At 68.9% G+C, this 25,156-nt stretch carries 30 protein-coding genes and 1 tRNA gene; 26 read left to right on the forward strand and 5 right to left on the reverse strand.

The genetic code is table 11. The features are described 5' to 3' along the window. Window positions 1–112 precede the first annotated feature (112 nt). Window positions 113–490 (forward strand): hypothetical protein, encoded by a 378-nt coding sequence (locus tag OG985_RS28750; RefSeq protein WP_371671238.1) that lies wholly within the window; start codon window positions 113–115, stop codon window positions 488–490. Window positions 491–1,264: 774 nt separating this feature from the next. Here the strand turns inward: OG985_RS28750 and OG985_RS28755 are convergent. Beyond that, entirely contained in the window at window positions 1,265–1,774 is a 510-nt protein-coding gene (locus OG985_RS28755; RefSeq protein WP_371671239.1) for a DNA cytosine methyltransferase, read from the reverse strand. 1,426 nt (window positions 1,775–3,200) lie between these two features. Between OG985_RS28755 and OG985_RS28760 the strand changes: the two genes are divergently transcribed. From OG985_RS28760 to thyX, 18 genes are all read left to right on the forward strand, one after another. Beyond that, window positions 3,201–3,596, forward strand: coding sequence for a hypothetical protein (locus OG985_RS28760; RefSeq protein ID WP_371671240.1), 396 nt, complete (start codon window positions 3,201–3,203; stop codon window positions 3,594–3,596). Between the two features lie 91 nt (window positions 3,597–3,687). After that, window positions 3,688–4,314: a hypothetical protein gene (locus tag OG985_RS28765; RefSeq protein ID WP_371671241.1), complete on the forward strand. Its 627-nt coding sequence runs from the start codon at window positions 3,688–3,690 to the stop codon at window positions 4,312–4,314. Between the two features lie 155 nt (window positions 4,315–4,469). Further along, window positions 4,470–4,964, forward strand: a complete 495-nt coding sequence (locus tag OG985_RS28770) for a hypothetical protein (protein WP_371671242.1) — start codon at window positions 4,470–4,472, stop codon at window positions 4,962–4,964. 71 nt (window positions 4,965–5,035) lie between these two features. After that, entirely contained in the window at window positions 5,036–5,356 is a 321-nt protein-coding gene (locus OG985_RS28775) for a hypothetical protein (RefSeq protein ID WP_371671243.1), read from the forward strand. A 125-nt stretch (window positions 5,357–5,481) separates the two neighbouring features. Beyond that, a complete protein-coding gene (locus tag OG985_RS28780) occupies window positions 5,482–6,183 on the forward strand; it encodes a DUF2786 domain-containing protein (RefSeq protein ID WP_371671244.1) in 702 nt (233 codons plus the stop codon). A gap of 82 nt (window positions 6,184–6,265) precedes the next feature. Beyond that, window positions 6,266–6,562: a hypothetical protein gene (locus OG985_RS28785; RefSeq protein WP_371671245.1), complete on the forward strand. Its 297-nt coding sequence runs from the start codon at window positions 6,266–6,268 to the stop codon at window positions 6,560–6,562. Window positions 6,563–6,628: 66 nt separating this feature from the next. Then, the gene (locus OG985_RS28790; RefSeq protein ID WP_371671246.1) at window positions 6,629–6,805 is read left to right on the forward strand and encodes a hypothetical protein; all 177 of its coding nucleotides are present in this window, start codon (window positions 6,629–6,631) and stop codon (window positions 6,803–6,805) included. Window positions 6,806–6,830: 25 nt separating this feature from the next. Then, the gene (locus tag OG985_RS28795) at window positions 6,831–7,097 is read left to right on the forward strand and encodes a hypothetical protein (RefSeq protein WP_371671247.1); all 267 of its coding nucleotides are present in this window, start codon (window positions 6,831–6,833) and stop codon (window positions 7,095–7,097) included. Between the two features lie 45 nt (window positions 7,098–7,142). Further along, on the forward strand, window positions 7,143–7,550 hold the full coding sequence (locus tag OG985_RS28800) for a hypothetical protein (RefSeq protein ID WP_371671248.1): 408 nt from the start codon (window positions 7,143–7,145) through the stop codon (window positions 7,548–7,550). 78 nt (window positions 7,551–7,628) lie between these two features. Further along, window positions 7,629–8,192: a hypothetical protein gene (locus tag OG985_RS28805; RefSeq protein WP_371671249.1), complete on the forward strand. Its 564-nt coding sequence runs from the start codon at window positions 7,629–7,631 to the stop codon at window positions 8,190–8,192. 19 nt (window positions 8,193–8,211) lie between these two features. Beyond that, a complete protein-coding gene (locus OG985_RS28810) occupies window positions 8,212–8,547 on the forward strand; it encodes a hypothetical protein (RefSeq protein WP_371671250.1) in 336 nt (111 codons plus the stop codon). 84 nt (window positions 8,548–8,631) lie between these two features. Then, window positions 8,632–9,276, forward strand: coding sequence for a hypothetical protein (locus OG985_RS28815; protein ID WP_371671251.1), 645 nt, complete (start codon window positions 8,632–8,634; stop codon window positions 9,274–9,276). Beyond that, window positions 9,273–9,503 (forward strand): hypothetical protein, encoded by a 231-nt coding sequence (locus tag OG985_RS28820; RefSeq protein ID WP_371671252.1) that lies wholly within the window; start codon window positions 9,273–9,275, stop codon window positions 9,501–9,503. The genes OG985_RS28815 and OG985_RS28820 overlap by 4 nt, the downstream gene beginning before the upstream one ends. Continuing rightward, window positions 9,500–10,063 (forward strand): hypothetical protein, encoded by a 564-nt coding sequence (locus OG985_RS28825; protein WP_371671253.1) that lies wholly within the window; start codon window positions 9,500–9,502, stop codon window positions 10,061–10,063. The genes OG985_RS28820 and OG985_RS28825 overlap by 4 nt, the downstream gene beginning before the upstream one ends. 29 nt (window positions 10,064–10,092) lie before the next feature. Continuing rightward, window positions 10,093–10,524 (forward strand): hypothetical protein, encoded by a 432-nt coding sequence (locus OG985_RS28830; RefSeq protein ID WP_371671254.1) that lies wholly within the window; start codon window positions 10,093–10,095, stop codon window positions 10,522–10,524. Window positions 10,525–10,539: 15 nt separating this feature from the next. Continuing rightward, on the forward strand, window positions 10,540–10,794 hold the full coding sequence (locus OG985_RS28835; protein ID WP_371671255.1) for a hypothetical protein: 255 nt from the start codon (window positions 10,540–10,542) through the stop codon (window positions 10,792–10,794). Between the two features lie 19 nt (window positions 10,795–10,813). Next, complete coding sequence (locus tag OG985_RS28840; RefSeq protein ID WP_371671256.1) at window positions 10,814–11,056, forward strand: hypothetical protein; 243 nt, start codon at window positions 10,814–10,816, stop codon at window positions 11,054–11,056. Window positions 11,057–11,113: 57 nt separating this feature from the next. Further along, complete coding sequence (thyX, locus tag OG985_RS28845; protein WP_371674521.1) at window positions 11,114–11,800, forward strand: FAD-dependent thymidylate synthase; 687 nt, start codon at window positions 11,114–11,116, stop codon at window positions 11,798–11,800. A 113-nt stretch (window positions 11,801–11,913) separates the two neighbouring features. On the opposite strand, the gene OG985_RS28850 is transcribed toward thyX, so the two are convergent. Continuing rightward, a complete protein-coding gene (locus tag OG985_RS28850; protein ID WP_371671257.1) occupies window positions 11,914–13,425 on the reverse strand; it encodes a recombinase family protein in 1,512 nt (503 codons plus the stop codon). Window positions 13,426–13,525: 100 nt separating this feature from the next. Between OG985_RS28850 and OG985_RS28855 the strand changes: the two genes are divergently transcribed. From OG985_RS28855 to OG985_RS28870, 4 genes are all read left to right on the forward strand, one after another. Beyond that, window positions 13,526–13,912, forward strand: coding sequence for an HAD hydrolase-like protein (locus OG985_RS28855; protein ID WP_371671258.1), 387 nt, complete (start codon window positions 13,526–13,528; stop codon window positions 13,910–13,912). Window positions 13,913–14,055: 143 nt separating this feature from the next. Continuing rightward, window positions 14,056–14,631 (forward strand): hypothetical protein, encoded by a 576-nt coding sequence (locus OG985_RS28860; RefSeq protein ID WP_371671259.1) that lies wholly within the window; start codon window positions 14,056–14,058, stop codon window positions 14,629–14,631. Window positions 14,632–14,637: 6 nt separating this feature from the next. Next, a complete protein-coding gene (locus tag OG985_RS28865; protein ID WP_371671260.1) occupies window positions 14,638–15,303 on the forward strand; it encodes a class F sortase in 666 nt (221 codons plus the stop codon). A 181-nt stretch (window positions 15,304–15,484) separates the two neighbouring features. After that, complete coding sequence (locus OG985_RS28870; protein ID WP_371671261.1) at window positions 15,485–16,537, forward strand: glycoside hydrolase family 6 protein; 1,053 nt, start codon at window positions 15,485–15,487, stop codon at window positions 16,535–16,537. A 77-nt stretch (window positions 16,538–16,614) separates the two neighbouring features. On the opposite strand, the gene OG985_RS28875 is transcribed toward OG985_RS28870, so the two are convergent. The 3 genes from OG985_RS28875 to OG985_RS28885 form a co-directional block, all read right to left on the reverse strand. Next, entirely contained in the window at window positions 16,615–18,552 is a 1,938-nt protein-coding gene (locus tag OG985_RS28875; RefSeq protein WP_371671262.1) for a galactose oxidase-like domain-containing protein, read from the reverse strand. Beyond that, window positions 18,549–20,663: a glycosyltransferase family 2 protein gene (locus OG985_RS28880; RefSeq protein WP_371671263.1), complete on the reverse strand. Its 2,115-nt coding sequence runs from the start codon at window positions 20,661–20,663 to the stop codon at window positions 18,549–18,551. The genes OG985_RS28875 and OG985_RS28880 overlap by 4 nt, the downstream gene beginning before the upstream one ends. A gap of 487 nt (window positions 20,664–21,150) precedes the next feature. Further along, window positions 21,151–21,224 (reverse strand) — tRNA-Lys (locus OG985_RS28885). 199 nt (window positions 21,225–21,423) lie between these two features. Between OG985_RS28885 and OG985_RS28890 the strand changes: the two genes are divergently transcribed. From OG985_RS28890 to OG985_RS28900, 3 genes are all read left to right on the forward strand, one after another. Further along, window positions 21,424–22,770 carry a peptidoglycan-binding protein gene (locus OG985_RS28890; protein ID WP_371671264.1) on the forward strand — a complete coding sequence of 449 codons (1,347 nt, stop codon included), beginning with the start codon at window positions 21,424–21,426 and terminating at the stop codon, window positions 22,768–22,770. Between the two features lie 462 nt (window positions 22,771–23,232). After that, complete coding sequence (locus OG985_RS28895; RefSeq protein ID WP_371671265.1) at window positions 23,233–24,357, forward strand: SPFH domain-containing protein; 1,125 nt, start codon at window positions 23,233–23,235, stop codon at window positions 24,355–24,357. A 121-nt stretch (window positions 24,358–24,478) separates the two neighbouring features. Continuing rightward, complete coding sequence (locus OG985_RS28900; protein WP_371671266.1) at window positions 24,479–25,084, forward strand: lytic polysaccharide monooxygenase; 606 nt, start codon at window positions 24,479–24,481, stop codon at window positions 25,082–25,084. The last annotated feature ends 72 nt before the right edge of the window (window positions 25,085–25,156 follow it).

Consider the following 25,156-nt stretch of genomic DNA (forward strand, 5'->3'; position numbering starts at 1 on the left):
GTCGGCTTCCCGATTCGGAACGGGCCCCGGAATCGACCTCACCCCCATTCAGCAATACGAGTAGAGATTACTCAATATGACGATCGGCAAACATTGGTAGTATCACTGGGGTTTGCGGCTGCATTCACCCGTTTTATCCATCAAACTGATCACCGACCTGGCCGGAACGGGAACAGGAGAGGCAAGAAGCATGGAAGGCGAAAAGAAGAGCGCAAGTGAGTTGCGTGACAGTGTGTGGGCATCGTCTGCAATATTTTGTCTCGCCTCTGGCGTACTCTTCCTGATGTCTGAGTTTAAAGACGGCCCTCAGACAGGAGAGTTGGCCTGGTTTGCCTATCTCGCCGGGTGGGTGCCGCTCATCCTCATGACCCTGTGGTGCCTGGTGGCTCGAAAAAAGCCACCTATCCCCGCAGCGCCGATTGGGCTCGGCATAGCCATATTCTTCGGCCTTTTCATCTCGCTCCTTAACCACGAGAATTGGCCCCTCTGAGCCCGTTGTGGTGTGCTTAGTTGGTGGGGATTGATGCCAGCCTGCTGCGTTTCACAGCAGACCAGGGTGAGCCTCCGCCCGCCGAAACCTGTTGTTGATGCGTCGCCGTCTGGCGGCCTGGGCGAGCCCGCCTTCGCGGGAAGACTTGGCCTGGTGATGAAACCCGCAGAGTGCTCGTAGGTTGGTCTCTCGATGGTCATCACCAGGCACGATGTGATCCACGTCCGTAGCGGGCTCGTCGCATCGCACCCCGTACTGATCTCGGTGGGTGCAGCGATGACCATCCCGTCGCAGGACGCGAAGTCGGATGCGCGGCCAGTCGGCCGGCAGTCTCTCTCGCCGGTCGGAGCCTGCCCAGTTCGGCATCACACCTCCAAGAGGAGAGCCCTGAAAGCGGTCGACGCCTGTTGAGGGACGACGCCGTTCCCGAGGATCTGGAGCTGCTGTCCGCGTGTCAGGCCGGGCACGTCCGTTACGTGGCCGAGGGGGAGGCCCATGAGCCACTCAACCCACTCGACCGTGACTCTCGGCCCGCCCTTCCGGCCCACCTCGGTAGGCGGGGGAGCGGCGCGGCCGGTCACTTCCTCCCACTGCCGGATGGCGGGGAGGTACTCGCCCCACCAGTGAGCGGGGGAGTGCGGTCCGTCGACCGCAGGTTCAGGCTCCCGCCCCTCCCGGATCGCATCCGAGTAAGGGAGGAGGTAGCAAACCTCATCGTCGAGGGTCGGCCCGTGGCCACCAGCTCGACGCTCAGCAGGAGGGCGAGCGCCCCCGTTACTGCCCAGGTTCGCGGTCGGCGTCTTCAGGGGTCGCGATACAGAACCACCGGTCACGGAGGTGAGGGCTCGAAGCTGCGGTAGCTCGAACGCACACCCACCGCGCGCTATACCCGATCTCGGCCAGGTCAGCGAGGACGACTTCGAGCCCGCGCGTCCGGAGGTTCGAGACGTTTTCCAGGAATGCGACTCGGGGTCGAATGACGCGAATCGCGTCAAGGACGTTGACCCACACTCCAGAGCGAGTGCCTCGAATTCCAACCCGGTTCCCCGCAATGCTGATGTCCTGGCAGGGGAACCCTGCGGTGATTACCTCGACCTCGCCGACGAGCTGAGCCCAGTCGATCTCGCGGATGTCGCCCAGGTTGGGAGCGTCCGGGTGCCTCACTGCGAGGACGGCGCTCGGGCCTGGGGCGGTTTCCGCCACGTATGCGATGCGTCCACCTATGAGGGGAGCGACAGCCATTCCCAGGCCGCCGTATCCCGCACAGAGTTCGAGGATCTTCAAGAGACCCCCTCGCACACGAAGTACGTAAGCGACGTACTTCGGCTTCTCTCAGGTGGCCCCTTCGGGGCCAAGCCTGCAATTCGCGGACGCGCGAAAGACGTAAGGCGGCTTCCTCTTGGCGAGCCCCGCCAGGGGCTCAAGCCTGCAAGCCTTGCGACTTACGTACTTACACTTATAAGTCGCTAGTTGATCTTGATTCCGGAAAGACCGAAGCCTGTGATCTACGTCACTTCTCGGCGGCGCCCGAGAGGGCGACGGCGGTGTGAGGCAGCGGCGTAAGAGCAGAGCGGCAGAGCCGCCCCAAGGGGCGGACAGCAGGAAGCCTGGCAAGCGGCTGTGGCGGCCGGAGGCCGCCCCTTCAGGAAGCCTCCAGCGAGGAGGGCCGCCCTGCCGGGCGGCGCCAGGAGAGGAGCCGCGAGGACGTACGTACTTCAGCGGGGCGGCGCGGAGCTGTTCGGCGCTGATGGCGGGCGGAAGCCGCGGGTCGATCTCTCACACGGCCTGGCCGTCGCCGTCACACCCCTGGCAGCGGGGTTGACCTGCGGGAATGGAGCGGCGCGGCAGGTGCCGGCGGGGATGCCCGTCGACCCTGGAACCGTGGCAGAATCCGAGCTGCTACGACACGGCGGCCGGGAACCCAACGCCGGCTGGGTCATACCCCCACCCTCCCGCCCACGTCGCCCATCGTCGCCTGATGTATGCGCAATCGGACATCGAGGACAGAGCGCACAGGCCGGCGTTCGCGGGTCAATACGGACATGTGATGACGCATGCATAGATCAGACTCATACGCATAGGTATGCGTACGCATGTCGATGGAGCACACGTAATGGCGCATGAGAGACAGCGCACACCAGACACACACGCAACGGCATAGGCACGGCAGTCCACGCGTACCGGACATCGAGCCTGCGTACGCGCGGGTACCTGCGCACACGTACGCACGTCGCGCATGACGCACACGTACGCACGTCGCGCATGGCGCGCATGGCGCGTACGCGCCTGCCTCCCTCGGTACGTCGTGCCAGCCTGCCGAGACAGCGGGAAAACCGCAGGTCAGAGGGCATATGCGAGGCCGATTGGACACGCCTACCGGGCATCGTGTTAAGGTGTAGCCACATCGAACGAACGGCCCGGCAACGACGACCGGTAGGCACAGACACAAACCCGCAGGTCAGAGCACAAGTTGCGAACTGGGCAGGGGATGTGTCAAGATGTAGCCACACCGAACGGCACACGCCAGACGGGGCGCCTAGGGACTGCGGTCCTGGCGTCGGGACTCTGAGAGATCCGGCGCTGACCAGCCCAAACAGGCGGACCGGACAGCAAATGTGGTAAGGTGTAGCCAAGCCCGACCAACCGGCCGGGCTTACGAAACCGCAGGGTGTAGAGTTTGACCCTGCGGAGATCGAGAGGGTAGGTTCACATGGAGTTCGTGTTCAGCGACGCCGACCGCAAGTACGGCAAGCGGGTGGGGGTCCAGAAGTACCACGGTGACTTCCGGTGCTACTCCTGCGTCGACTTCAGCTTCTACGAGCGAGAGGTCAACGTGTTCGACGCAGAGGAGAAGTGCACCTACTGTGCCGGCCCCGTGTTCCTCACGGCCGGACAGATCGCCGAAATGGAGGCGGTCAAGCCCTCCCGCCCGGTCAACCTGGCGAAGTCGCACGTTCAGCGGTTCGACCTCCTGTCGATCTCGTTCAACCTGCGCAACCGCCTCGACGAGGTGTCCTTCGCCTACGACAAGGCCCGGCAGCGGATCGCCGAACTGGAGGCACAGCTCGCCGACCGGGAGTCCGGGTTCGTCGAGTCCGAGGTCTAGTCACACCCCGCTGTAAAGATTGACCCTAGGTCGCCCCTCCCTGACAGGGATCGGGAGGGGCGGCCCCCAACTCCCCCGAATGTGAGGCCACATGTCCACGATCGTTGCCCCCGGTATCGCCTCCTACTACCTGATGTTGATCGTCGAGGACGCCGAAGGCGAGACGACGTACATCGACCACTACCTCGACGACGAGCCCGCCGACGTGTGGGAGTTCATCCCCGAGGGTTGGGACCTCCTCGAAGACGAGTCGCGGGAGATCATCCGGGGCGCGCATGACTGCGAGTGCTGCGGGATGCACATCATGAACGCTCACGAGTGCGAGTCCTGCCGACAGGAGGACTGCGACCCGGCGAACTCCTGGCACTGCTTCACGGGCTACTGCGACGGGTCCGGCTGCACCTTCGAGGGCGAGTGCGAGCCGAACCACGAGGTCCGGGTCTGGCACGAGGGCGGCGACCTCGTGGGCCTGTGGGAGGTCGAAGCCAAGGGCGACGGGCGAGTCCTGGTCACCCAGCGCGAGGGATACGAGCGGGACGCCGAGTCCTGGTTCACCTCCCTGTGGTCGGCCTGGCAGTACGCCCAGGGCTGCGCCGAGATGCACGCACAGACCCTCCGCGAGGAGTGCGAGTGCGGCGAGGACGACTGCGGCGTGATGCACGAGCACGGGATCTCCGTGCAGGAGGTCACCTCTAACCGCGACCTGTCGCGGGCCTGATCTTCCGGCCGCCCCTCCCGCACAGGGAACGGGCAGGGGCGGCCACACCCCCCCATCGAATGCAAAGGCGAAACGCCCCTCGGGGCGTCAGCGGGAGGCGGTACCTCCCCTCTGACGATGCCAGCCCGCATCGAACCACCCGAAGTGAGGATCACTTGAGCACGTCCCCCCTCGTCGCGGCGATCCAGCACGCCGCCGGCACCGTCGACCGTCACCGCGAGGTCATGAGCCTCGCCCTGTACACCGAGCGCGAAGAGATGCGCTACTCGGCCCGCAAGTTCTCGGACAAGGGCCTGCACAGCATGGCGAACGAGCGCAGGGACCTGGAAGGCCGGGCGGTCTCCGCTCTCGCCGGGGTCGAGCGTCGCGCCCACCTTCAGCCCCTGTGGATGGAATCCCACTGGGAGACCCTCCTCCGGGCGGCCGTCCTCGCAGAGGCTACGGACCTCGCCCTCGCGGAGATCAACCGCACGTGGCTGGAAGCGCACGGGGAGGACACCGATGCCCCGGCCTACAAGGTGACCGCCTGGCAGCTCTCGCAGGCCGTAGCGCACGCCTCGCAGCTCGCCGAGGTCAAGGTCGCGCTTACCGCCGTACGGGACGCGATGAACGCCTCGGGCCGCAAGTCGGCCAAGCCTGCCCAGGTCTGATCTCCACCCCTACGGGCCGCCCTCGCACACAGGGAATGCCGGGGCGGCCCCCCATCGAAACCCGAGGAATCATGCGCGACTGCGACTTCTGCAACCTGCCCGGTACCGCCCGATGGAAGTACGTGCTCAGTGATGACCGGCCGGTCGTCGGCCTGGCGAACGACAAGGGCGAGGCAGTCCTCTTCGACGACGACGGCATATGGCACGCGTGCATCGCTTGCGCCCTCCTGGTCGACCGCGAGGACATGGCGGGCCTGCTCGACCGCGTGTGCCGCGCTCTCGGTGCGGTCCTCCCGCTGAAGGACACCGAGTTCCGCGAGACGTGGCAGGCGCTCATGGTCGGCCAGTACGCCGCAGTGATGCAGGCGAGCACGGTCAAGACCCGCGCCTGATCTTCCCTCAGCGCAAAGGCGAAACCTCCGAAAGGAGGTCAGCGGGAGGCGGGCCCTCCCCTCTGAATGAGCCATCCAGCGCAGTTCAGTAACTCCCCTTGAAAGGCACGCACATGGCTACCCCCATGCCTGAAGACGGCAAGCTCGCGAAGATCCGCGCCATCCTGGCGAAGGCCGAGGACCCGGCCGCCACCCCCGAGGAGGCGGAGACCTACTTCGCGAAGGCCGCCGCCCTCATGGCGAAGTACGGGATCGAGCGGGCGATGCTCGCCGACTCCGACCCGTCGCAGGACCGGCCCGGCGACCGCATCATCAAGATCACCGGCACGTACGCGAAGGACCGGATTTACCTCCTCGGGTACATCGCGGACGCCCTCGGCTGCAAGGGGATCAACCTGCGAGGCGGCGAGGTCCACATGTTCGGCTATGAGTCGGACCTCGAACGAGTCGAGATGCTGTTCACCTCGCTGTCTCTCCAGGCGTTCAACGCGATGCGGCACGGCACCCCCCGGTACGGGGAAAGCCTGGTCACCTACCGCAAGTCGTTCCTTGCCGGGTTCATGCTCACGGTCTACGCCCGGCTGAAGGAGATCGAGGCCCGCGCCCGCCAGGAGGCCGGACCGAGCGCGACCGGCCGCAGTGCCGAGCTGGTCCTCGCCGACCGTAAGTCGGTCACCCTGGCCCGCTTCGCGGAGGCGTACCCGAGGACCCAGAACAGCCGGGGCGTCCGCCGGGGCGGCTCGGGCAAGGCCGCCGGAGAGGCCGCAGGTCGCCGCGCCGACCTCGGACAGACGCGGGTCGGCGGACGCCGAGCCCTCGCCGCCTAATCACTCACGCACCACGGGCCGCCCCTCCCGCACAGGGAACGGGCAGGGGCGGCCACCCCAACTCCCCCAGAAAGAGGCAGACATGACCCCGTCCGTGAACACCCCCGGCTCGATCGCCTTCGAGCAGATCCAGACCGCCGCCCGCGAGGTGCTCGCCATCACGCGACAGGTCGACGAGTGGCGCGAGGACTACGACCCCGGCACCGACGAATGGCACACGCTCCTTCTCCTCTCGGAGGCCGCCGCGAAGCTCGCCTTCGCCCTCCCCGTCGAGATGCTCCCGCCCGAGGAGGTCCGGCCGGTCAGTGAGTACGAGCTGAGGCTCTCGGACGAGCTGCTCGACCTCCTGACCTCGATCGAGCGCGAGAGCCAGTCCTAACCCGCCCACACGCAGAGCGGCCCCTCCTCACAGGGAACGAGGAGGGGCCACCCCGAAAGGCTACCCGTGATCACGATCATCTGCTCCGAGTGCAGCCGAGCCCCCTTCGGCGCTACCGCCTCCGGCCTCTTCCGCTGCGACAACTGCGGCTCCGAGATCACCTCCCGCGATCTGGTCCTCGACCCCGGCGAGGTCTGGGCCGTCGACTCCGCCGGCACCCTCGGCTACCTCCCCGCTGCCTGACCAACTCCCCCAGAACGGAACCGACATGAACGCCTACCGCTCCCCCTACCGCACCCGCTCCGTCGTCGGCGAGGACTTCGCCGCAGAGAAGGCCGCGATCACGGAGGACATGCACCGCGCACAGACCCTCCCCTTCGGCCCGTACCTCGCCTTCATGGCCAACTACGGCCGCATCCTCCGGATCATGGCCGACGCCTACGAGTCCCACGAGGTCGCGTACGGAATCCTCCAGCGCCACGCGGACGCCGTGCTCGACGAGATCCACGCCGAGGAGGAGCCCGCGACCGCCTGACCTTCCCCCGCCCGCCCAGCCATCCCAACCCGAAACGGAGACACCATGACCGCCCCGTTCCTCTCGCCCTTCCTGAAGGCCACCCCGCGCAACCTGGAAAGCCTCCCGATCGCCTGGGCCCGCATGACCGAGCTGGGCTACTCGCCCCGCGAGACCCCGATACCCGAGCCGGAGGGCTGCACCCGTACCCGATGCGCGGGCGCCCACCACGGATACCCCGGCAGCGAACACCGCTGGGCCCTGGTCGACGAGCTGTGCGGCGTCGAGTTCACCGCCTACTACTCGCACATGCGGGACCGGAAGGGCGCCAACCCCGCGCCGCCCCGCCGTCACAAGGGCTGCCCGTACTCGGGCGCCGCGAACGCCGCCAGACGAGCCGCTCGGTACGCCGAGATCGGCCGCCCCATCCCCGCGTGGGACGCCGAGGCCCTGGCCGCCACCCAGACCGCCTGACCACCTGCACCACCACGGGCCGCCCCTGCGCACAGGGAAAGCCGGGGCGGCCCCCCAACCCCCGAAGGAGCACACGACATGTCCGAAGCCCTCGCGACCTCCGAGGACGGCCGTTTCCGCGTCCGCCTGGTCCAGGACGAGCACGCCGAGAATCCCCGCCAGGACGCCGACACCGAAGTCCACGTGATCACGATCGACAGTCACCTCGGCCAGTACGGGCCGGTCGACAAGGACGGCGGCCCCCTCGCCCACATCTGGCGCCGCCTGGCCTGGAACCAGTGGAAGGGCGTCGAGACCTTCGAGCGGTACGTCGCCATCATGCACGGCGGCATCGTCCTGGAGTCCTCACCCGAGAAGGGCCCGCGCTCCCTCTGGTACATGACCGGCGAGGAGATATACGACCTCGACCGCGGCCTCCTCTCCGAGGGCTACATCGAAGCCGAGATGCAGGAGTACGAGGCATGGCTCGCCGGGGACGTGTGGGCCTTCGTGATCGAGAAGACCGACGAGCCCGAGGCCGACGAGCCCGAGTGGGAGCCGGTCGACTCCTGCGGCGGCTTCTACGGCGGCCCGTACGCCCGAGCCCAGGCCCGCGAGGCCCTCCGCTTCTATGCCGCGCAGTCCGCCGGCACCTCCAACTGACCCGAGAAGGGAACCCATCATGAGCTACACCCAGCCCGCCACCCTGTCCGATGGCGCGACCGTCCGAGTCCGCGTCGAGCGCGGCCTCACCGATGATGCGGTGTTCCACGAGCAGAACTCCAACAACCCCAACGGGGGCGGCCGGATCTACTGGAGCGGCCAGGGCCTCTACCTGATGTGGGGCGGGGGCGAGCGCGAGCAGATGCTCCGCATGCAGGACCCGCGCTTCGAGTCGGCCGACTCCATCGCCGACGCCGCCGCGAAGGCCCTCGCCTTCTTCACTCAGTGCGCCGAGGGCTGCATCCGGCACGCCCAGGCCGAGGGCATCCCCGTCCGGGCCTGCTACGCCGCCTGACCTCCCACCTTCCAACCGGCCGCCCCTGACGTACAGGGAACGCGCAGGGGCGGCCACCCCACCACAGAGAAGAGAGACACGAGCATGACCACCACACTTGTCCTGTCCTTCGGCGCCGTCACCGTCGAGACCGTGGAAGCCTCGAAGCCCTGGGTCACCGCCTACGAGCTGACCGGCCCCCGCGTGAAGGGTGTCGTCGAGATCGCCCCCCAGTACGACGAGCCGCGCGTTCCCGGCGCCCGCGAGGAGACCGCCTTCGAGCTGCTCCCGTCCGCCTTCGAGGTCGCCTACGGCGTGAACACCTGGAGCCGCGGGGGAGTCTCCGGGACGCTCGAAGTCCTCGGCTCCCGCCTGGCGAACTCCGCCATCGTCCACGCCGACCAGACCGACTGGCGCTTCGGCGTCCGCCGCATACAGACCGGCATCGGCGACTACCCGGCCCCGGACGGCGCCACGGCCCGGACGCGGGAGATCATCAGGGCCCTGATCGAGATGCACCGCCGCGACCGCGCCCTCGTGCACGAGAAGGCCGCCACGCTCGCCCGCTCCCGCCGACTCGACCGGCTGAACGCGATCTCCCGCGAGTACCGCGAGGTCGACGAGATGCTCCGCGCGATCCAGGCCCGGCACGCCAACCTTCAGCAGCGCAAGGCGCTGATGGCGGACGAGTGGGCCTTCGAGACCGCGATCGACGAGGCCGAGCCGATCTCGGTGGACTACCTCGGATGACCGCCGACGAGTGGAACGCCCGCCACCCCATCGGGACGCCGGTTATCGCCTACCCGCTGACCCGCCCCGAGGACGGCTTCCCCGACTACTTCGAGCGGCTGGAAACGACCACCCGCACCCCCGCGTGGACGCTCGGCCACGGAGAGCCCGTCGTCTCCGTCGACGGCTACGCGGGCGGTATCTGCCTCACCCATGTTGACCTGATTGAAAGGACACCAGCGCAATGAACGCCCCCCTGATCGGATTCGCCGGCAAGGCCCGCTCCGGCAAGGACGCCGCCGCACAGGCCCTCCTCGACGCGGGCTGGACCCGCCGAGCCTTCGCGGACAACGTGCGAGCCATGCTCTACGCGATGAACCCCGTACTCGACGACTCCTCGTACCGGGACGGGTTCACCTCCCTGAAGTACGAGGTCGACACCTACGGATGGGAGGAGGTCAAGGAGGTGTTCCCCGAGGTCCGCGTCTACCTTCAGCGCCTCGGCACGGAGGGCGGCCGGGACAACCTCGGCGAGGACGTGTGGGTGGACGCCCTCTTCCGCGACTTCGAGTCGTGGGGGCCGACCGTCATCACGGACGTGCGCTTCCCCAACGAGGCTGACGCGATCCGGGCCCGTGGCGGCCTGGTCGTCGCGATCGAGCGGCCGGACCTGACGACGGTCGGCGAGCCGGGCCACGTCAGCGAGAACGCCCTCGCGGGGTACCTGTTCGACGACGTGATCCGCAACGATGGCAGCCTCGCCCAGCTCCACGACCGAGTGATGCAGCTCATCCCGCTCGCTGTGTAAAGATGGAACCGGGCTGTTAAGATGGCACCATGCGATTGACACCCCGGAAGGAAGAGGTCGAGGCCGTGAAGGCGCTCTTGGAGGACCCCACCTTCGAGAGCGCCGACCACATGGCCAAGGCCGTAATCAAGGAGGTCGGCGAGATCCTCCAGATGCGCGACTGGGTGGCCCTGGTCCACACCTGGAAGGACGGAAGCCGCGGGCTCAACTGGGCCCCGTTCGGCAACGCAGCCGAGGCCGAAGCCTTCGCGAAGAAGCTCTCTATTGGGGGGACCGGCCGCCTGGTCAAGCTCTACGCCCCCGGCGTGATGCTCGCCAACGTGGACGGCAAGAAGGGCTGGAAGGGCTACTGCTTCCACCTCGAATGCGGCCACGCACCCTTCACACACTCATCCGCCGGCACCTCCCGAGGCGCCTGCCAGATACCCACCTGCCCGTGCGACAAGTTCCGGGCCTCATGACACAAGGACACCGACATGACCGAGCACGAGATCCTCCGCGCCCCCGCCATGACCGAGGCCGACATCGCCGAACTCCTGGCACTCCGGGGGACCGGCCGCGTCACTCACGCGTTCCTCGCCCGTCTCGCCGCGCACTTCCTGAAGGCCGAGATCGACGGCGTTCTCAATCCGGCCCGCCACCTCGCCGCTTACCTCGGCGTCGAGCGTCAGACCGTCCTCACCTACATGCGCATGGCCCGCCGCAACGGCCTGATCATCACCCGCCACTGAACCCCGAAGGAGAGACCCAATGAAGACCGTCGAGTTCCACAACTGCGAGTGCTCCGCGAAGCGAGCCTTCGCCGACCGCCGGGCCGCCGAGAAGGCCCTCGGTCGGGCCCAGGCCAAGCGCGACCGCCAGGCCAGCCGGACGGACGTGCACATGCCGATGAGCCGCGAGAACCGCGTCTACCAGTGCGAGTACGACATGTGGCACCTCACGAAGCAGTCCCGCCGCTCGTACGAAGAGATCGCCGCGCGCCTCGCGGCCTGACTGTAAACTTTGACCCCGAAGGAATCTGCTGTGACCGTCCCGACCTTCCGCGACGACATGACCGTCCGCCTCGTGAAGCACTCCGCATCGGACGCCGATGTCGTCTTCGCGGCCCGCGTCTCCACGAAGGGCCCCGAGTCCCTCCCGGCCGGAGACCTCGGCCCCGCCGACCTGGGCCTGATCCGCTACCTCATGCGGGACCGGCACGGCAGCCCCTTCGAGCACGCCACCATGACCCTGTACGCCGAGGCGCCGATCTTCGTCATCCGGGAATGGCAGCGTCACCGGATGGCCTCGTACAACGAGGAGAGCGCCCGCTACCGCAAGCTGAAGCCGACCTTCTACCACCCCGCCAGGGAGCGCGATCTCGTTCAGGTCGGCAAGCCGGGCGCCTACACCTTCAAGCCGGGCGACGAGGACCAATACGACCTGGTGTCCTTCTCGACCCGCCACACGTGCGCGGTCGCCTGGGGGCTCTACGAGACGATGCTCAAACAGGGCGTCGCCCGCGAAGTCGCCCGCGCCGTCCTGCCGGTCAACATCTACTCATCCATGTACGTCACGATGAACGCCCGGAGCCTGATGAACTTCCTCAGCCTCCGCACGGGCGAGGAGAGCGCCCGCTTCCCCTCCCACCCGCAACGCGAGATCGAGATGTGCGCCGAACAGGTCGAGCGAATCTTCGCCGACCTGATGCCGGTCACGTACGCGGCCTTCCAGGCGAACGGGAGGGTCGCCCCGTGACGAAAGAGGAGTGGATCGAGGCCATGCTCGCCAAGGCCCCGACCCCTACCCCCGAAGACGTGGAGTGGCTCTGTGCCCGCTTCGGTCTGGAGCGCGATGAATGACGCGCCCCGCTACTTCCAGATGACGTCGATCAAGTCCGACCGGAACGCGTGGTTACCGCCCCGCGGCTGCTTCTTGATCACCACGGCCTCGATGAACCGCTCGATCGCAGCGCGTTTCATCGGGGTCGTGTACGTTCCCCACTCCCTGATGATCCGCTCGGCCGCCGTGGTGCTCGACTCCAAGCCGGAGACGTTCAGGGTCGCGACCTCGATTTCGAGGACATCGCGCCGGTCGTCCAGGCGCTTGATCTCCCGCACGAACTCCTTCAGCGGGAACTCGCCGGACTCCCGCAACTGCCGGGCCTCTGCGATCTCCGCCTTCACCTGATCCAGATCGACCCTGGCCTTCACGAGAGCCGGATTGATCTCCGACGTGCCCGACCGCAGAGCCTTCGACATGCGCCGCAGGTGCCCCAGGAGGAGACCCTCGACGTGCTCCTCGACCGGCGGGCCCGATCGCGAGACCCCGCCACAGCCGCCCGCGGCCTTGAGGCAGGCGTAGAAGAACCCGTACCGGTCGAAGCTCACGGTGCCCCGCGTGTACATCATCGACTGCATGCCACCGCCGCACTCGCCGCACCGCGCCAGGCGAGTCAGAAGACGCTTCGTGACCGTGGTGCCCTTCTTGCGGCCCCGGCCCTTCATGGCCCTCGACTTCAGCACGTCGCACACGGCCCGCCACTCGTCCGGCGAACAGATCTTCTCCCACTCGCCGATGACCGGCGTCCCGTCCGACCGCTCAAGGACGAACTCGCTCAGGTCGATGCGCCCGCGCTTCTCCCGCTCCGCCTGCGGCACATAGACCCGATACCCGCAGAGGCGAGGGTTCGTGAGGATGTACCGGACGGCGGTGTAGGTGATGTTCCGGCCGGGCGGGGTCTGCCGACTCCTCACCTCCAGCTCGACCCATTCGGCGTGCACCTCGGACAGGAGCTTCCCGTTCAGGATGTCCCGATGAGCCTTGCTGATCAGCTCGGCCTCGAACGGCTCGGCCTTCTCGCCGCCGTCCATCCAACCGAACGGGGCCACCCCACGGTGGGGCTTCCCCTGCAACGCCTCGGCCTTCTTCTGCCGGGCGACTCGGCGGGCCGCGTCGGCAGAGAACTTGTTCGCGATCATCACGTAGAGCCGGGCATTGAACCGGCCGTCGTCCGTGGAGAGGTCGTAGTCGCCGGCAGTGGTGGCGAACACCATGGGCCGCCGGGCCCGCTCGTAGATGTCGATCAGCCGTTCGAGCTGCCCAGGCTGGCGGGTCACGCGGTCGATGTTGTACGCCGCGATCCCGTCGATGATCTCGGTCTCCAGGTCGGAGACCAGCTCGTCAAAGTCCGGCCGCTTCACGCGGCGCTTGAAGGCGGACAGGTCGTTGTCCACGTACATGCGGTGCAGGGTCAGGGACCGCACCTTCACGAGGTCGTGAACGTCCTCCTTCTGGCGGGTCACCCCCTCCTCGCCGTCTCGGCCGTCGCCCAGCTCTCCTACGTCGCTGATGCGCGCGTAGCCGCCGACTATTATCCCCATGCGGACTCTCTCATTCCGGTTCTGGGGTCAGGGTAATCGAACGTCCTCAAACTACGTTTTGGGGGTCCTGGGTGAGACCCGCACGTACTCCTTCACGGCCATGACCAAGGCCGTACGTCTCATCCAGGCCGGCGCCCGTTTCATCGCCACCAACCCCGACGAGACCGGCCCCTCCACCGAGGGCCCGCTGCCCGCGACCGGCGCGGTGGCCGCGCTGATCACCAAGGCGACCGGCAGGAACCCGTACTTCGCGGGCAAGCCCAACCCCCTGATGATGCGGACCGGGCTCAACGCCATCGGCGCGCACTCCGAGACCAGCGCGATGATCGGTGACCGCATGGACACCGACGTGCTGGCCGGCATGGAGGCCGGGATGCAGACGTTCCTGGTGCTCACCGGCCTGACCCGGCCCGAGCAGGTCGAGGACTTCCCGTACCGGCCCTCGAAGGTCGTGGACTCCATCGCGGACCTCGTCGACCGGATCTGACCACCCGCGTTCAGGCCCGAGGACGAGACCCCCGAAGCCGAAACCGGCCGCCCCCCGCCGCCACCCGATCGGAGCAGCGGGGGCGCTCAGGGGATGCGGGGCCCGGTCGGGCGGGAGAGCCTCCAGGTATCTGGAGGTTCACGATGGGTTCAGTAAAAGTCGCTCTGTGTACGGGAATCCTGGCGGCCGTCGCCTTCACGCCGACGGCGTACGCGCAGGACGGGGGTGTCTCGGTCAGCCCGGCGTCCCCCGCCCCCGGCGGTGACATCGCGATGCGTGTCACCGGCTGTGCGCAGAAGACCGGTGTCGCCGTCTCGGCGGCCTTCGTCGCGGACATCAGGCTCACCGACGCCGACGGCACGCTCGTCGGCGAGAGCCGTATCCGCTCGACGGTCACCGCGGGCACGTACGACGTGAAGATCCGCTGCGGTGGTTCCGACCACAAGGCCAGGATCACCGTCGGCCAGGGCCGGGACCAGGACCAGGGCCGGCAACAGGACCAGGATCAGGGGCAGAGTACGGACGTGCCGTCCGCCCCCTCCTCGCCGATCGCTCCCGTGCACGCGGGCGGTGGCGGTGCCGCGCCCCACCTCGCCGCCGCGGAAGCCCGCCCGGCAGGTCCCGGCGCCGGGCACGCGGTGACCGGGCTCGCGCTGGCCGGCATCGCCGCGGTGGCTGTCGCGCTCCGCGGCGTGCGCCGGAGCCGCAGGACGGAATGACGGGCCATGTCCGATCATGAGCGTTCCACCGGCACCGGCCGGCTCCTCACCGGCGTGGCCTGGGCGGTGCTGCTGCTCGGGCTGTGGCTCTGGGGCCGCGAGGTGACCGACGTACGGGACGGGATGTCCGGAACGGCCACCGGTGACATGGCGGCGGTCGGACGGCCGCCGGACGTGAAGCTGCCGCCCGCTCGCCGACCGCTCGGCGACGCCGTGCCGCAGCGCGTCGACATCCCCGAGCTGGGTATCCAGGCACCGGTGGTGGCCCGCGGGCTGGACGGGCAGGGGGCGGTCGAGCCGCCGCCGTTCGACCAGCCCGGGGTCGTCGGCTGGTACGCGGCCGGGGCCAAGCCCGGGGCCGCCGGGACCGCGCTGATGGTGGGACACGTCGACACCGAGACCCGGCCCGCGGTCTTCTACAAGATCAGTGCGATGAAGCCGGGCGAGACGGTCCGGGTGGTCCGCGACGACGGAAAGATCGCCGAGTTCACCGTCGACGACGTCCGGGTCGTCGCCCGCGACCGCTTCGACGCCCGCCAGGCGTACGGGCCCGGGCAGGCGGGTCGCGCCGAACTGCGGCTGATCACCTGCGGCGGCACCTTCGACCGGGTGAGCCGCAGCTACACGGCGAACGTGATCGTGTCGGCGTACCTTACGGGCACAGTCCTCTAGGCCCTGGCGTCGGACTCCCGTCCGTCCCGGATCCCGGGTGGTGCGGCACATGGCCGTGCGCCCTTCCGTGCGCCCGCCCCCGCCCCCGGAAATCCGGACGATCTCGTGGGCATGCGTCACGTATGCCAGGATTGAAACTCGGACCGGTGCACCCAAACCGGTACACCCGAGGGGGAGTTGGATGTACGGCAGCAGGGGGGCCGCCATGTCTTCAGGAGCGCGAGCGTCCGCGGCGGTGCTGGGGGCGGCACTGCTCGTCGCGGGCTGCTTCTCCGGGAGCGGAGGCGGGAGCAGAACCGGAGCCGAGGGCGGAGGTGCGCGGGGTGCCGGTGCCCGGATCACCCAACAGCCCAAGGAGGCCGACCCGTTCTGGGTCAACCCGGACGGCAACGCGGCCCAGCAGGTCGCGGCCTACACGAAGGCCGGCCGGGACCGCGACGCGGAACGGATCCGGAAGATCGCCGAGCAGCCGACCGGCGAGTGGATCGGCGCGGAGAACCCCGAGCGGGAGGCCCGCGGCTTCACCGAGGCCGCCGACCGGGTCGGCCGTACCGCGCTGCTCGTCCTCTACAACATCCCGCACCGCGACTGCGGCCGGTACTCCCAGGGCGGCGCCGCCGACGGGGACGCCTACCGCGCCTGGATCGACGGCGTCGTGGCGGGCGTCGCGGACCGGCCCGTCACGGTGGTCCTCGAACCGGACGCCGTACTGCACCTGGTGGACGGCTGCACCCCGGAAAACATCCACGAGGAGCGCTACGCCCTCCTCAACGACGCCGTCACCAAGCTCACGTCCCTGAAGAACGCCAAGGTCTACCTCGACGCGGGCAACGCGGGCTGGGGCCACCCCGACGAGATCTTCGAACCGCTGCGGCGGGCGGGCATCGACCGGGCCGACGGCTTCGCGGTCAACGTCTCCAACTTCTACTCCACCGAGGACTCCGTCGCGTACGGCAGGCAGCTGTCCGCGAAGGTCGGCGGCAAACACTTCGTGGTCGACACCAGCCGCAACGGCAACGGCCCCTACACCGGGGGCGATCCGGACGAACGCTGGTGCAACCCGCCGGGCCGGGCGCTGGGCGAGACACCGACGACGAAGACCGCCGACGCCCTGGCGGACGCGTACCTGTGGATCAAGCGGCCGGGCGAGTCCGACGGCACGTGCAAGGGCGGCCCGAAGGCGGGGGAGTGGTGGCCCGCCTACGCCCGGAAGCTGGCCGAGTCCTCCGGCTGACGGCTGACGGTCGACCACTGAAGGGCTGACGCACTGACGCACGATCCCCGCGCCCCAGCAGGGGCGCGGGGAATCGGCTACGGCACCCTCACCCACTGCGCCTTGCTGGGCGTGCCCCGCCCGTCGTCCACGAACAGCATGTACCACCCGGACTGCACCAGGTTTCTGTTCCCCGGCACCGTCACCGTGATCCTGTCGCCCGACGTCGTGAAGTCCAGCGCGATCGAGCGCTGGTCGACGTCGGTGACATGGGTGGACGCGCTCGGCCTGATCAGCCTCACCTTCCTGACCGAGGAGGCGTGCCGTGAGGTGAACGTGCCGGACCCGCCGCGTGCGATGGTCCGCGGGCCGCCCGAGAGGTCGGGCCGCGCCCCCCGGTAGAGGTACGGCGGCGTGTAGATCTCGATGCGCTGCTCGAACTCGCCGGGCTTGGTGTTGCCCTTGTCGCCGTAGAGCGAGTCGGAGCCGAAGAACATCACCCGCCCGTCGGGCAGCAGGATCGAGCCCGAGTGGTAGTTGCGGCCCACCAGCGGGTCGGCGACCCGGTCGAAGGTGTCGGTGTCCGGCCGGTAGATCCGCGCCTGGAGGATGTCGGAGTCACCCCGGCCCCGGTAGTCCTCCGAGCCGCCCGACACCAGCACGGTGTCGTCGGGCAGCACCGAGGCCTGCGGGTACCGCGTGCCCTTCTCCAGCGTGGGGCCGTCGACGAACCTCGGGTTGTCGGCCTTGAGGTCGATGATCCGGGTCCGCTTGCTGGACAGTCTGGACTCGCCGACCCCGCCGCCGCCGATCACCATGAATCTCTCGTCCTGCGCCGGCGGCAAAAGGACGGTGCCGGACGTCTCCAGCCTGTCGGGGTCGCTGAGCCCGGTCAGCCTGGTGAACCGGTTGGTGTCCACGTTCCAGACGCCGGGGTCCCGGCCGACGTCGTCGGGCCCGTAGCCCGCGTTGGAACCCGAGTAGAAGACCTTGCCGTTCTGCATCAGGAACAGCGCCGGGTAGGTCGGGAACTGCCGGATCTTCGGGATGTACGTCCATTTCCTGGTCGCCGGGTCGAAGGTCTCGTTCTTGCCGGGGACCAGCTGGCCGATGTCGTCGAGCCCGGAGACGCTGAGGACCCTGCCGTCGCTCAGGGTGGTGAGCGTCGGATACCAGCGGGCCTCGTTCATCGGGTCGACCTTGATGTACTTCTCGGCGACCGGGTCGAACTCGAAGGCGTCCCGGATGCCCTGGAAGTCCTTCTTGTCGAGGGCGAGCTTCTGGGCGATGCCGTAGGTGTTGCGGGCTTCGGCCCCGCTCAGTCCGCCGATCCGGTAGTTGTCCTGGGTGCCCGTCTCGTACTGGGAGCCCTTCTTCTGCGCCTCGACGTAGATACGGCCCAGACCCGGGTCGTTGCGCAGGAACTTCCCGGTCTTCCGGTCGAACACCTTCTTGGCGCGGGGCACCAGGACCGGGTCCTTCGACAGGAAGGTCCTGCCGTTCTCCTTTCCGGTGAACCGGGTACCCGCGGGCAGGGTGACCGGCCCGTCCGGGTTCTCGTTGTGCACGATCATCAGGCCGCCGGCCTTGGTGACGTCGCCCTTGAGCTTCTCGTACCGCTTGGTGCCGCCCGCGATCAGCAGCCTGCCGTCGGCGAGCTGGGTGTGGCCGGTGCAGAACAGGTCCTTGGGTGTCGGGACCTTCTTGACGGTTTTGTCGACGGGGTCCCAGATCCGGGTGTCGAACCTCTTCGCGTCGAAGTTGGCCTGCTTGTTGCCCGAGCCCGCGATGAGCAGCACCTTGCCGGTGCGCAGAAGGGCCGCGTGGATGGTGTCCTGGCGGTACTCCTCGGGGAACTCCAGCACGTCCCAGTGGCCGTTGTCCGCCTTGTACTCGGCCTTGTTGATCACGTACGCGTGGTATTTCTCCGTCCCGAAGCGGTAGGCCCACGGCCCGTTCGTCCCGGCCAGGGCGAGCACCACCGCCGTGGCGATCGCGAAACGACGGACCCGACGGTGTCCGGTGCGGTCGTTCATTCCTTACGTCCCCCCGATCCGCCGAGCGCGATCCGCACGGTCGCATCGCCCGCCCCGCCCGAGGCGGCCCAGTTCGGCTGGTGCGCGGGGCCGTTCTGACGCGCCGGGCCCGGCTGGGCGTACGGCGACGTCACCGGTGGGGCCGGGGATGTCCCGGCCGGAGCCTGCGCCGACCCACCCGCGGCCCGCGAGGTCACACCCGGAGGCGGGGGCGCGCCCCCGGGCGGCGGCGACGACCCCGCCGGGGGTGGCGCCACCACCGTGGGAGCCGGTACCTGCGGGGGCACCGCGTCCTGCGGTTCAGCCGCCGCGGGGGCGGCCGCCCGCTTCCTCGCCGTCCGCAGCGTCCACCGCCAGGCGAGGATCGGCGAGGCGGTGACCAGCAGGGCGAAGGAGGCCCAGGTGACCATCGCGGGGTGGGAGTGCCCGAAGACGAACCCGGCGGTGATCGAGACGCCGAAGACCGCGATGAAGAACAGGTGGATGCGGAAGGTCCCGAACAGGGTGTCCGGGCTGGCCGAGTCGCCCTTGGGTGTCACCACGAACCCGCTCTTGCGGCGCAGCACGGTGTCCATCAGGGAGCGGGCGTAGATCGGCGCGGACAGGGCCGACATCACCATGCCCGCCACACCGCCCGACCCCTCCGGCTCGTGCGGGGAGACGTTGTGCCGGCGGTTCCAGACGTACAGGCCGATCTGCAGCGCGGAGGCGTTGCCGTAGAGCATCAGCCACACGGTCGGGTCGATGTTCACCCCGGAGGCGCCCAGGCCCAGGAACAGCGCGCAGCTCAGTGCCGCCAGGATCCAGTTGAGCGCCGACATCGGGTAGAAGATGATCATCATCGTGTAGTTGAGGAGCTTGCCGGGCGGCAGTGAGAAGAAGCCCTTCCAGTACTGCTTGAGGATCGTCTCGTACGTCCCCCGCGACCAGCGCAGCTGCTGGGTGAAGAAGTCCGTCCAGGCGCCCGGCCCCTCGCCGACCGCGAGCACGTCCGGGGTGTAGACCGACCGCCACTTCCTGCCGGTGACCGGGTTCTTCGCGCGGTGCATCTCGAAGCCGGTCGCCATGTCCTCGGTGATCGAGTCGTACAGGCCGCCGATCTGCTTGAGCGCCCTGATCCGTACGGCGTTGGAGGTGCCCACGAACATCGGGCCGCCGTACCGGTTGCCGGCGCGCTGGATCAGCGCGTGGAAGAGGAACTGCTGCGACTCGGCGGCCTTGGTGATCGGGTTGTCGTAGTTGCCGTAGACCTGCGGGCCGATCACGAAGCCGACGTCCGGGTCGCGGAAGAAGCCGAGCATCCGCTCCAGGTAGTTCGGCAGCGGCACGTGGTCGGTGTCGACGGAGGCGAAGTAGTCGTAGTCGTCGCCGTGTGCCTCGAGCCAGGCGTTGTAGTTGCCGTGCTTGGTCCTGGCGCGGTGCGGGCCGGTGGGCCGGTTCCACCTGGCGACGCCCTTGCGGGAGAAGTGGTGCACGCCGAGGCGCTCACAGACCGCCTTCACGCCGGGGTCGTCGCCCTCATCGAGGAGCCAGACGTGCAGCAGGCCCCGGTGGCGGATCCTGACGGCCGCCTCCAGGGTCCGCGTGACCATCTCCAGGGGTTCCTTGCCGGGCACGAACGAGGTGAGGAAGGCGACCTTCGTGCCGGTCTCCGGCACCACCGGCACCGGGTCGCGGGCGACCAGGGTGGCGTGCGCGTTCGACAGCACGTTCATGCAGCGGAAGAACTCGATCAGACCGATCGAGACCAGCATCACGAGGTCGAGGGCGGGCAGCCAGGAAAAGGCCGGGTAGTCGCGTTCGGTCCAGTGTTCGGGCTGGAGCAGCCAGCCGAGCAGGACCAGGGAGAGCAGCGGCGCGGCGGCCAGCATCAGGGCGACCCTGACGCGGTGCGGCTCCTGCGAGATCAGGGAGCGGTACCGGACCCGGTACGGCTTGTTCGGATCGGGCTGGGTGAGGGGTCCCGCCAGTCGGCTGTAGTGCTCGTAGTCGTATTTCGGCAGCGAGGTCGTGATCCGATGCGATGCTCCGGTGTGGTGCGAGGGCTTGCTGAGCTGAACGGTCTGAGCTGGTTCGAGATTCTGCCGGGCGCCCGTCGGCGTCGACGTCATGAGTCATCCCCCCAACACGCGGGTCAACGCGTGTTCGTCGGTTCCTCACGCCTGGTCGGACCCCCCTCGGCCCTGGCAGGCGCGTCCACGGTGAGCCACAGTCAGCACACGTCGCGCACATGGAGACACGGACTGTGACCAGCAGGTTGCGGAATGCCCCCCTCGGCATCCTTCGGCAACGGGGCCCCTTTCCCCGCATCACCGGCAACCGGCCCTTGTCCCCCCAACTGCCGCGAATCCACGGCAGCTTGAAGGCCAGGGTTCTACGGCGTCCATCATGATCGCAAGACGCGAAACGCGGTGTTTACCGGTGATACGCGCTCATTGTGGGGCCTGTGGGGAGCTTGTGGAGCCTTTGTGTTCGATCGGACGGAGAAGTTACGGAAGTGCCTTCTTTTGGCTTTTATCCACCCGGAACTGATCACCGGCTCACGCCGCGCCGAAAAGCAGCAGGCCCCCCGGGTGAACGGGGGGCCTGCTCTGTCTGTGCGCCGCCAGGGACTCGAACCCCGGACCCGCTGATTAAGAGTCAGCTGCTCTAACCAACTGAGCTAGCGGCGCCTGCTGACCTGCACAACTCTACCCGACGTCCGAGAGTGCTCCGTCCACTCGTCCGGGGGGTCGACCCGGCCGGCCGAACCTCTCCGGCAGGTCCCTGTACATCATTCGGACCGTCAGCATGCGCGTCGGGAACACAGTTGGGAAACTGTCGAACGTGCACAGTTGCGGACATTTCCACCCGGAGCGTAAGGGGCGTCGCATGGAGACTGCGGTATTCGAGGAAGTCGATCCCGCGAGCGACTGCGACTGCCCCGGCTGCGTCCACTGGCGGCGCGTACTGCCGCACTCCCGGACCGGCCGCACCGGCGGCCACCCGGCGGCCCACCGGGCCGTGATCCTGGCGGCCGCGGCCTCCGCCACCCTCGGCATCGGGCACGCGGTACCGGCCGCGGCTGTCCCGCTCGCCCCCGACCGGCCGGCCGTTCCCGCAGGTGACGAGCCCGACACGCCGCAGGGTGGCAAGGCCCCGCTGCACGGTCCGGCCGGCACCCCGGTGAAGCCGACGGGGCCGGTCAAGACGCCCGCGACGACCCGCGCGGAGATCATCGAGCGGGCCAGGACCTGGGTCGCCGCGAAGGTGCCGTACAGCATGTACGACTACTGGTTCGACGGCTACCGCCAGGACTGCTCGGGCTACGTCTCGATGGCCTGGAACCTGCCGGGGAACGAGTGGACGGGCAGCCTCGACCAGTACAGCGTCCGGATCGCCAAGGACGACCTGCAGCCCGGCGACATCCTGCTCTTCCACAACCCGGTCAACCCGGAGCAGGGTTCCCACGTCGTCCTCTTCGGCGGCTGGACGGACGACACCCACACCTACTACACCGCCTACGAGCAGACCCGCCCCACCACCCGCCTCCAGTCCACCCCCTACGCCTACTGGAGTCACTCGGACGACTACCTCGCCTACCGCTACAAGGGGCTCGCGGGCGGCACGGCGGGCGCGTCAACGGACTCCGGCGGCGCGAAGCCCGACTCCGGCAACGCGAAACCGGGCGCCGGGAAGACGGCGACTGCGTACCCGGGGGCCGCCTACTTCGGCCCCGGCGCCAACAACAAGTACGTCACCGAGCTCGGCCGGATGCTCGTCGGGCACGGGGCCGGACCCTTCTACACCTCGGGTCCCGGCCCGCGCTGGTCGGACACGGACCGGCGGGCCACCCAGGCGTTCCAGCGGGCCCAGGGCTGGTCGGGAGCGGACGCGGACGGCTACCCGGGTCCACGGACCTGGACGCTGCTGGCCACGGGAACGGGCAGGAACATCGCCGCCGGGGCGGCCGGACCCACCGCACCCTCCTCGCACGGGGTGCCCGGCTATCCCGGACGGGCGCTGTTCCGGCCCGGCGCGGCCAACGAGTACGTCACCCGGCTCGGCCGGCAACTCGTGAAGAAGGGGTACGGCAAGCACTACACGACCGGTCCCGGACCGCGCTGGAGCGAGGCCGACCGGCGGAGCGTCGAGGCGTTCCAGCGCGCCCAGGGCTGGCGGGGCGGCGCGGCGGACGGCTACCCAGGCCCGGAAACCTGGCGCCGCCTCTTCTCATGACCCGCAAGGAAACGAGGGCCCCCGGCCGGGCTCTGCCCGACCATCCAACAACCCCACCCGGCAACCAGCCCCAGGGGCGCGGCGAACTGCGAGCCCCTCCCGACAACCCGCACGGCAACCAGCCTCAGGGGCGCGGCGAACTGCGAGCCCCTCCCGACAACCCGCACGGCAACCAGCCTCAGGGGCGCGGCGAACTGCGAGCCCCTCCCGACAACCGCACGGCAACCAGCCTCAGGGGCGCGGGGAACTGCGCGACCAGCCACAACGCACCCGCACCCGACACCCGAGCAGAGCCCCCCTCTCAGGGGCGAGGGGGCGCGGGGAACTGCGCGACACCCCGGGTCCCCGACAACCCACCCGCACATGAACGAACCGCATCGCACCACCCCACACCCCGCGGCCCGCGGTCTCGCGGAAACCGCTCACGTCACGGCGTATCTGGCGCGGAGGCTGGAGGCACGCATGAGTACGACCACTTCACACACACCCGAGTCCGAGGGGCCCACCGAGGGTCCGGCCAGGACCGGCCGGCTCATCCAGAACGAGGCGACCACCGAGATCCCCGTCCACCTGCTGTTCCGTGACGAGCCCGTGCCCTCGACCACGGTGCCGCTCGGACCCGCGGTCGTCGGGCGCCGGCAGGGCACGGGGGAGCAGCCACGACTGCGGCGACCCGCGGCCGCGACGACGCGCCCCGTGCCTCAGGTCGACCCCGCTCTGGTGGAGCGGCCGGCGCGGGTGCTGCCCGGGGCGGTGGGCGTGCTCGCCGGGGCCTGCGGTCTGGCCGGCTGCGTGGTCGTCTCGTGGTGGGCGGGCGAGCTGCCGTCGCTGGCGACGCGGGCACTGCGGCTGCCGTCGTACGCCGGGGCGGGACTCGGCCCGGCGCAATGGGCGGCGTACACGGGTGCCGCGGCGCTCGGCCTCTTCGGGTTCGGCGGGCTGGCCCGCGGCCGCACCGGGCGGGCCTGGGTGCTGGATCTGTTCGGCCGCTACCGGGGGACGGTCCGGCGTACCGGGCTGATGTGGGTGAACCCACTGCTGCTGCGCCGCCGGGTCGACGTACGGCTGCGGCACTGGCGCAGTGAGCCGATGCCGGCGGCGGACGGCAACGGGGTCGCGCTGCGGGTCGTGGTCCTGGTGGTCTGGCGGGTGCGGGACACCGCGCGGGCCACGCTGGGTGTCGACGACCACGAGACGTATCTGCGGGAGTGTGTGGAGGCGGCGCTGGTCCGGGTGCCGGTGGAGCTGCCGGGGTCCGCCCGGGGTTCCGTCGGTGTCGCCGGGGACGCGCTGACCCGGCTGGTCGCGGCGGACGCGGCACCGGTGGGAGTCGAGGTGTTCTCGGTGCAGCCGGTACGGGTCGAGTACGCCCCGGAGGTGGCCGCCGCGATGACCCGCCGCCGTATCGCCGCGCTGGACGCCCAGCAGCGGGCGACGGTGCTCACCTCGGTCGTCGACTCGGTCGAGGACACGGTGACCCGGCTGACCATGCGCGGCCTGGTCGAACTCGACGACTACGAACGCAAGGTGCTGGTGAAGGACCTGACGGTGGCGTTCTGTTCGGGGCGGGGGGAACCGGCGCCCTGACGACCCCTCGAACACGTTCTCCGATTGGTATGGACATGTTCAAGAGGCCGCAATAATCTGGGACTTGGTCTAGACCTGCACGGCTCACAGAACCTCCCCCACGTTCTCCAGGAGCGGCAGTATGCGCGAAAAGACCAGGTTGTATGCCGCCGTGGTGGGCCTCGCCACCACCGGAGCCCTCGTGCTCTCCTCCGGTGGTGCCAGCAGCCACGGCTACACCGATCTCCCCATCAGCCGGCAGAAGCTCTGCCAGAACGGCACGGTGGCCAACTGCGGTGACATCCAGTGGGAGCCGCAGAGCGTCGAGGGCCCGAAGGGCTTCCCGGCCGGCGGCGCGGCGGACGGCCGGATATGTTCCGGCAACAACACGCGCTTCGCACAGCTCGACAGTCCGAAAACACCCTCCGGCGGCGCCTGGCCGACCACGAGGGTGACGGGTGGTCAGGGCTACACCTTCCGCTGGCAGTTCACGGCGATGCACTCCACGACCGACTTCAAGTACTACGTCACCAGGCAGGGCTGGAACCAGAACCACAACCTCGCCCGCTCCGACCTGAACACGACACCGTTCCTGACGGTGCCGTACAACGGGCAGCGCCCGCCGTCCACGCTCTCCCACAGCGGCACGCTGCCGACCGGGCTCAGCGGTCACCATGTCGTCGTCGCCGTGTGGACGATCGCGGACACCGGCAACGCGTTCTACGCCTGCTCCGACGTCACGTTCTGACCGTCGTCCGGCAGGGCCCGTGGGTCACGGCCCGGGCGCGCCTCGCACGGCGCCCGGCCGTGGCTCGGAACT

Source organism: Streptomyces sp. NBC_00289, assembly GCF_041435115.1.
GTDB lineage: Bacteria > Actinomycetota > Actinomycetes > Streptomycetales > Streptomycetaceae > Streptomyces.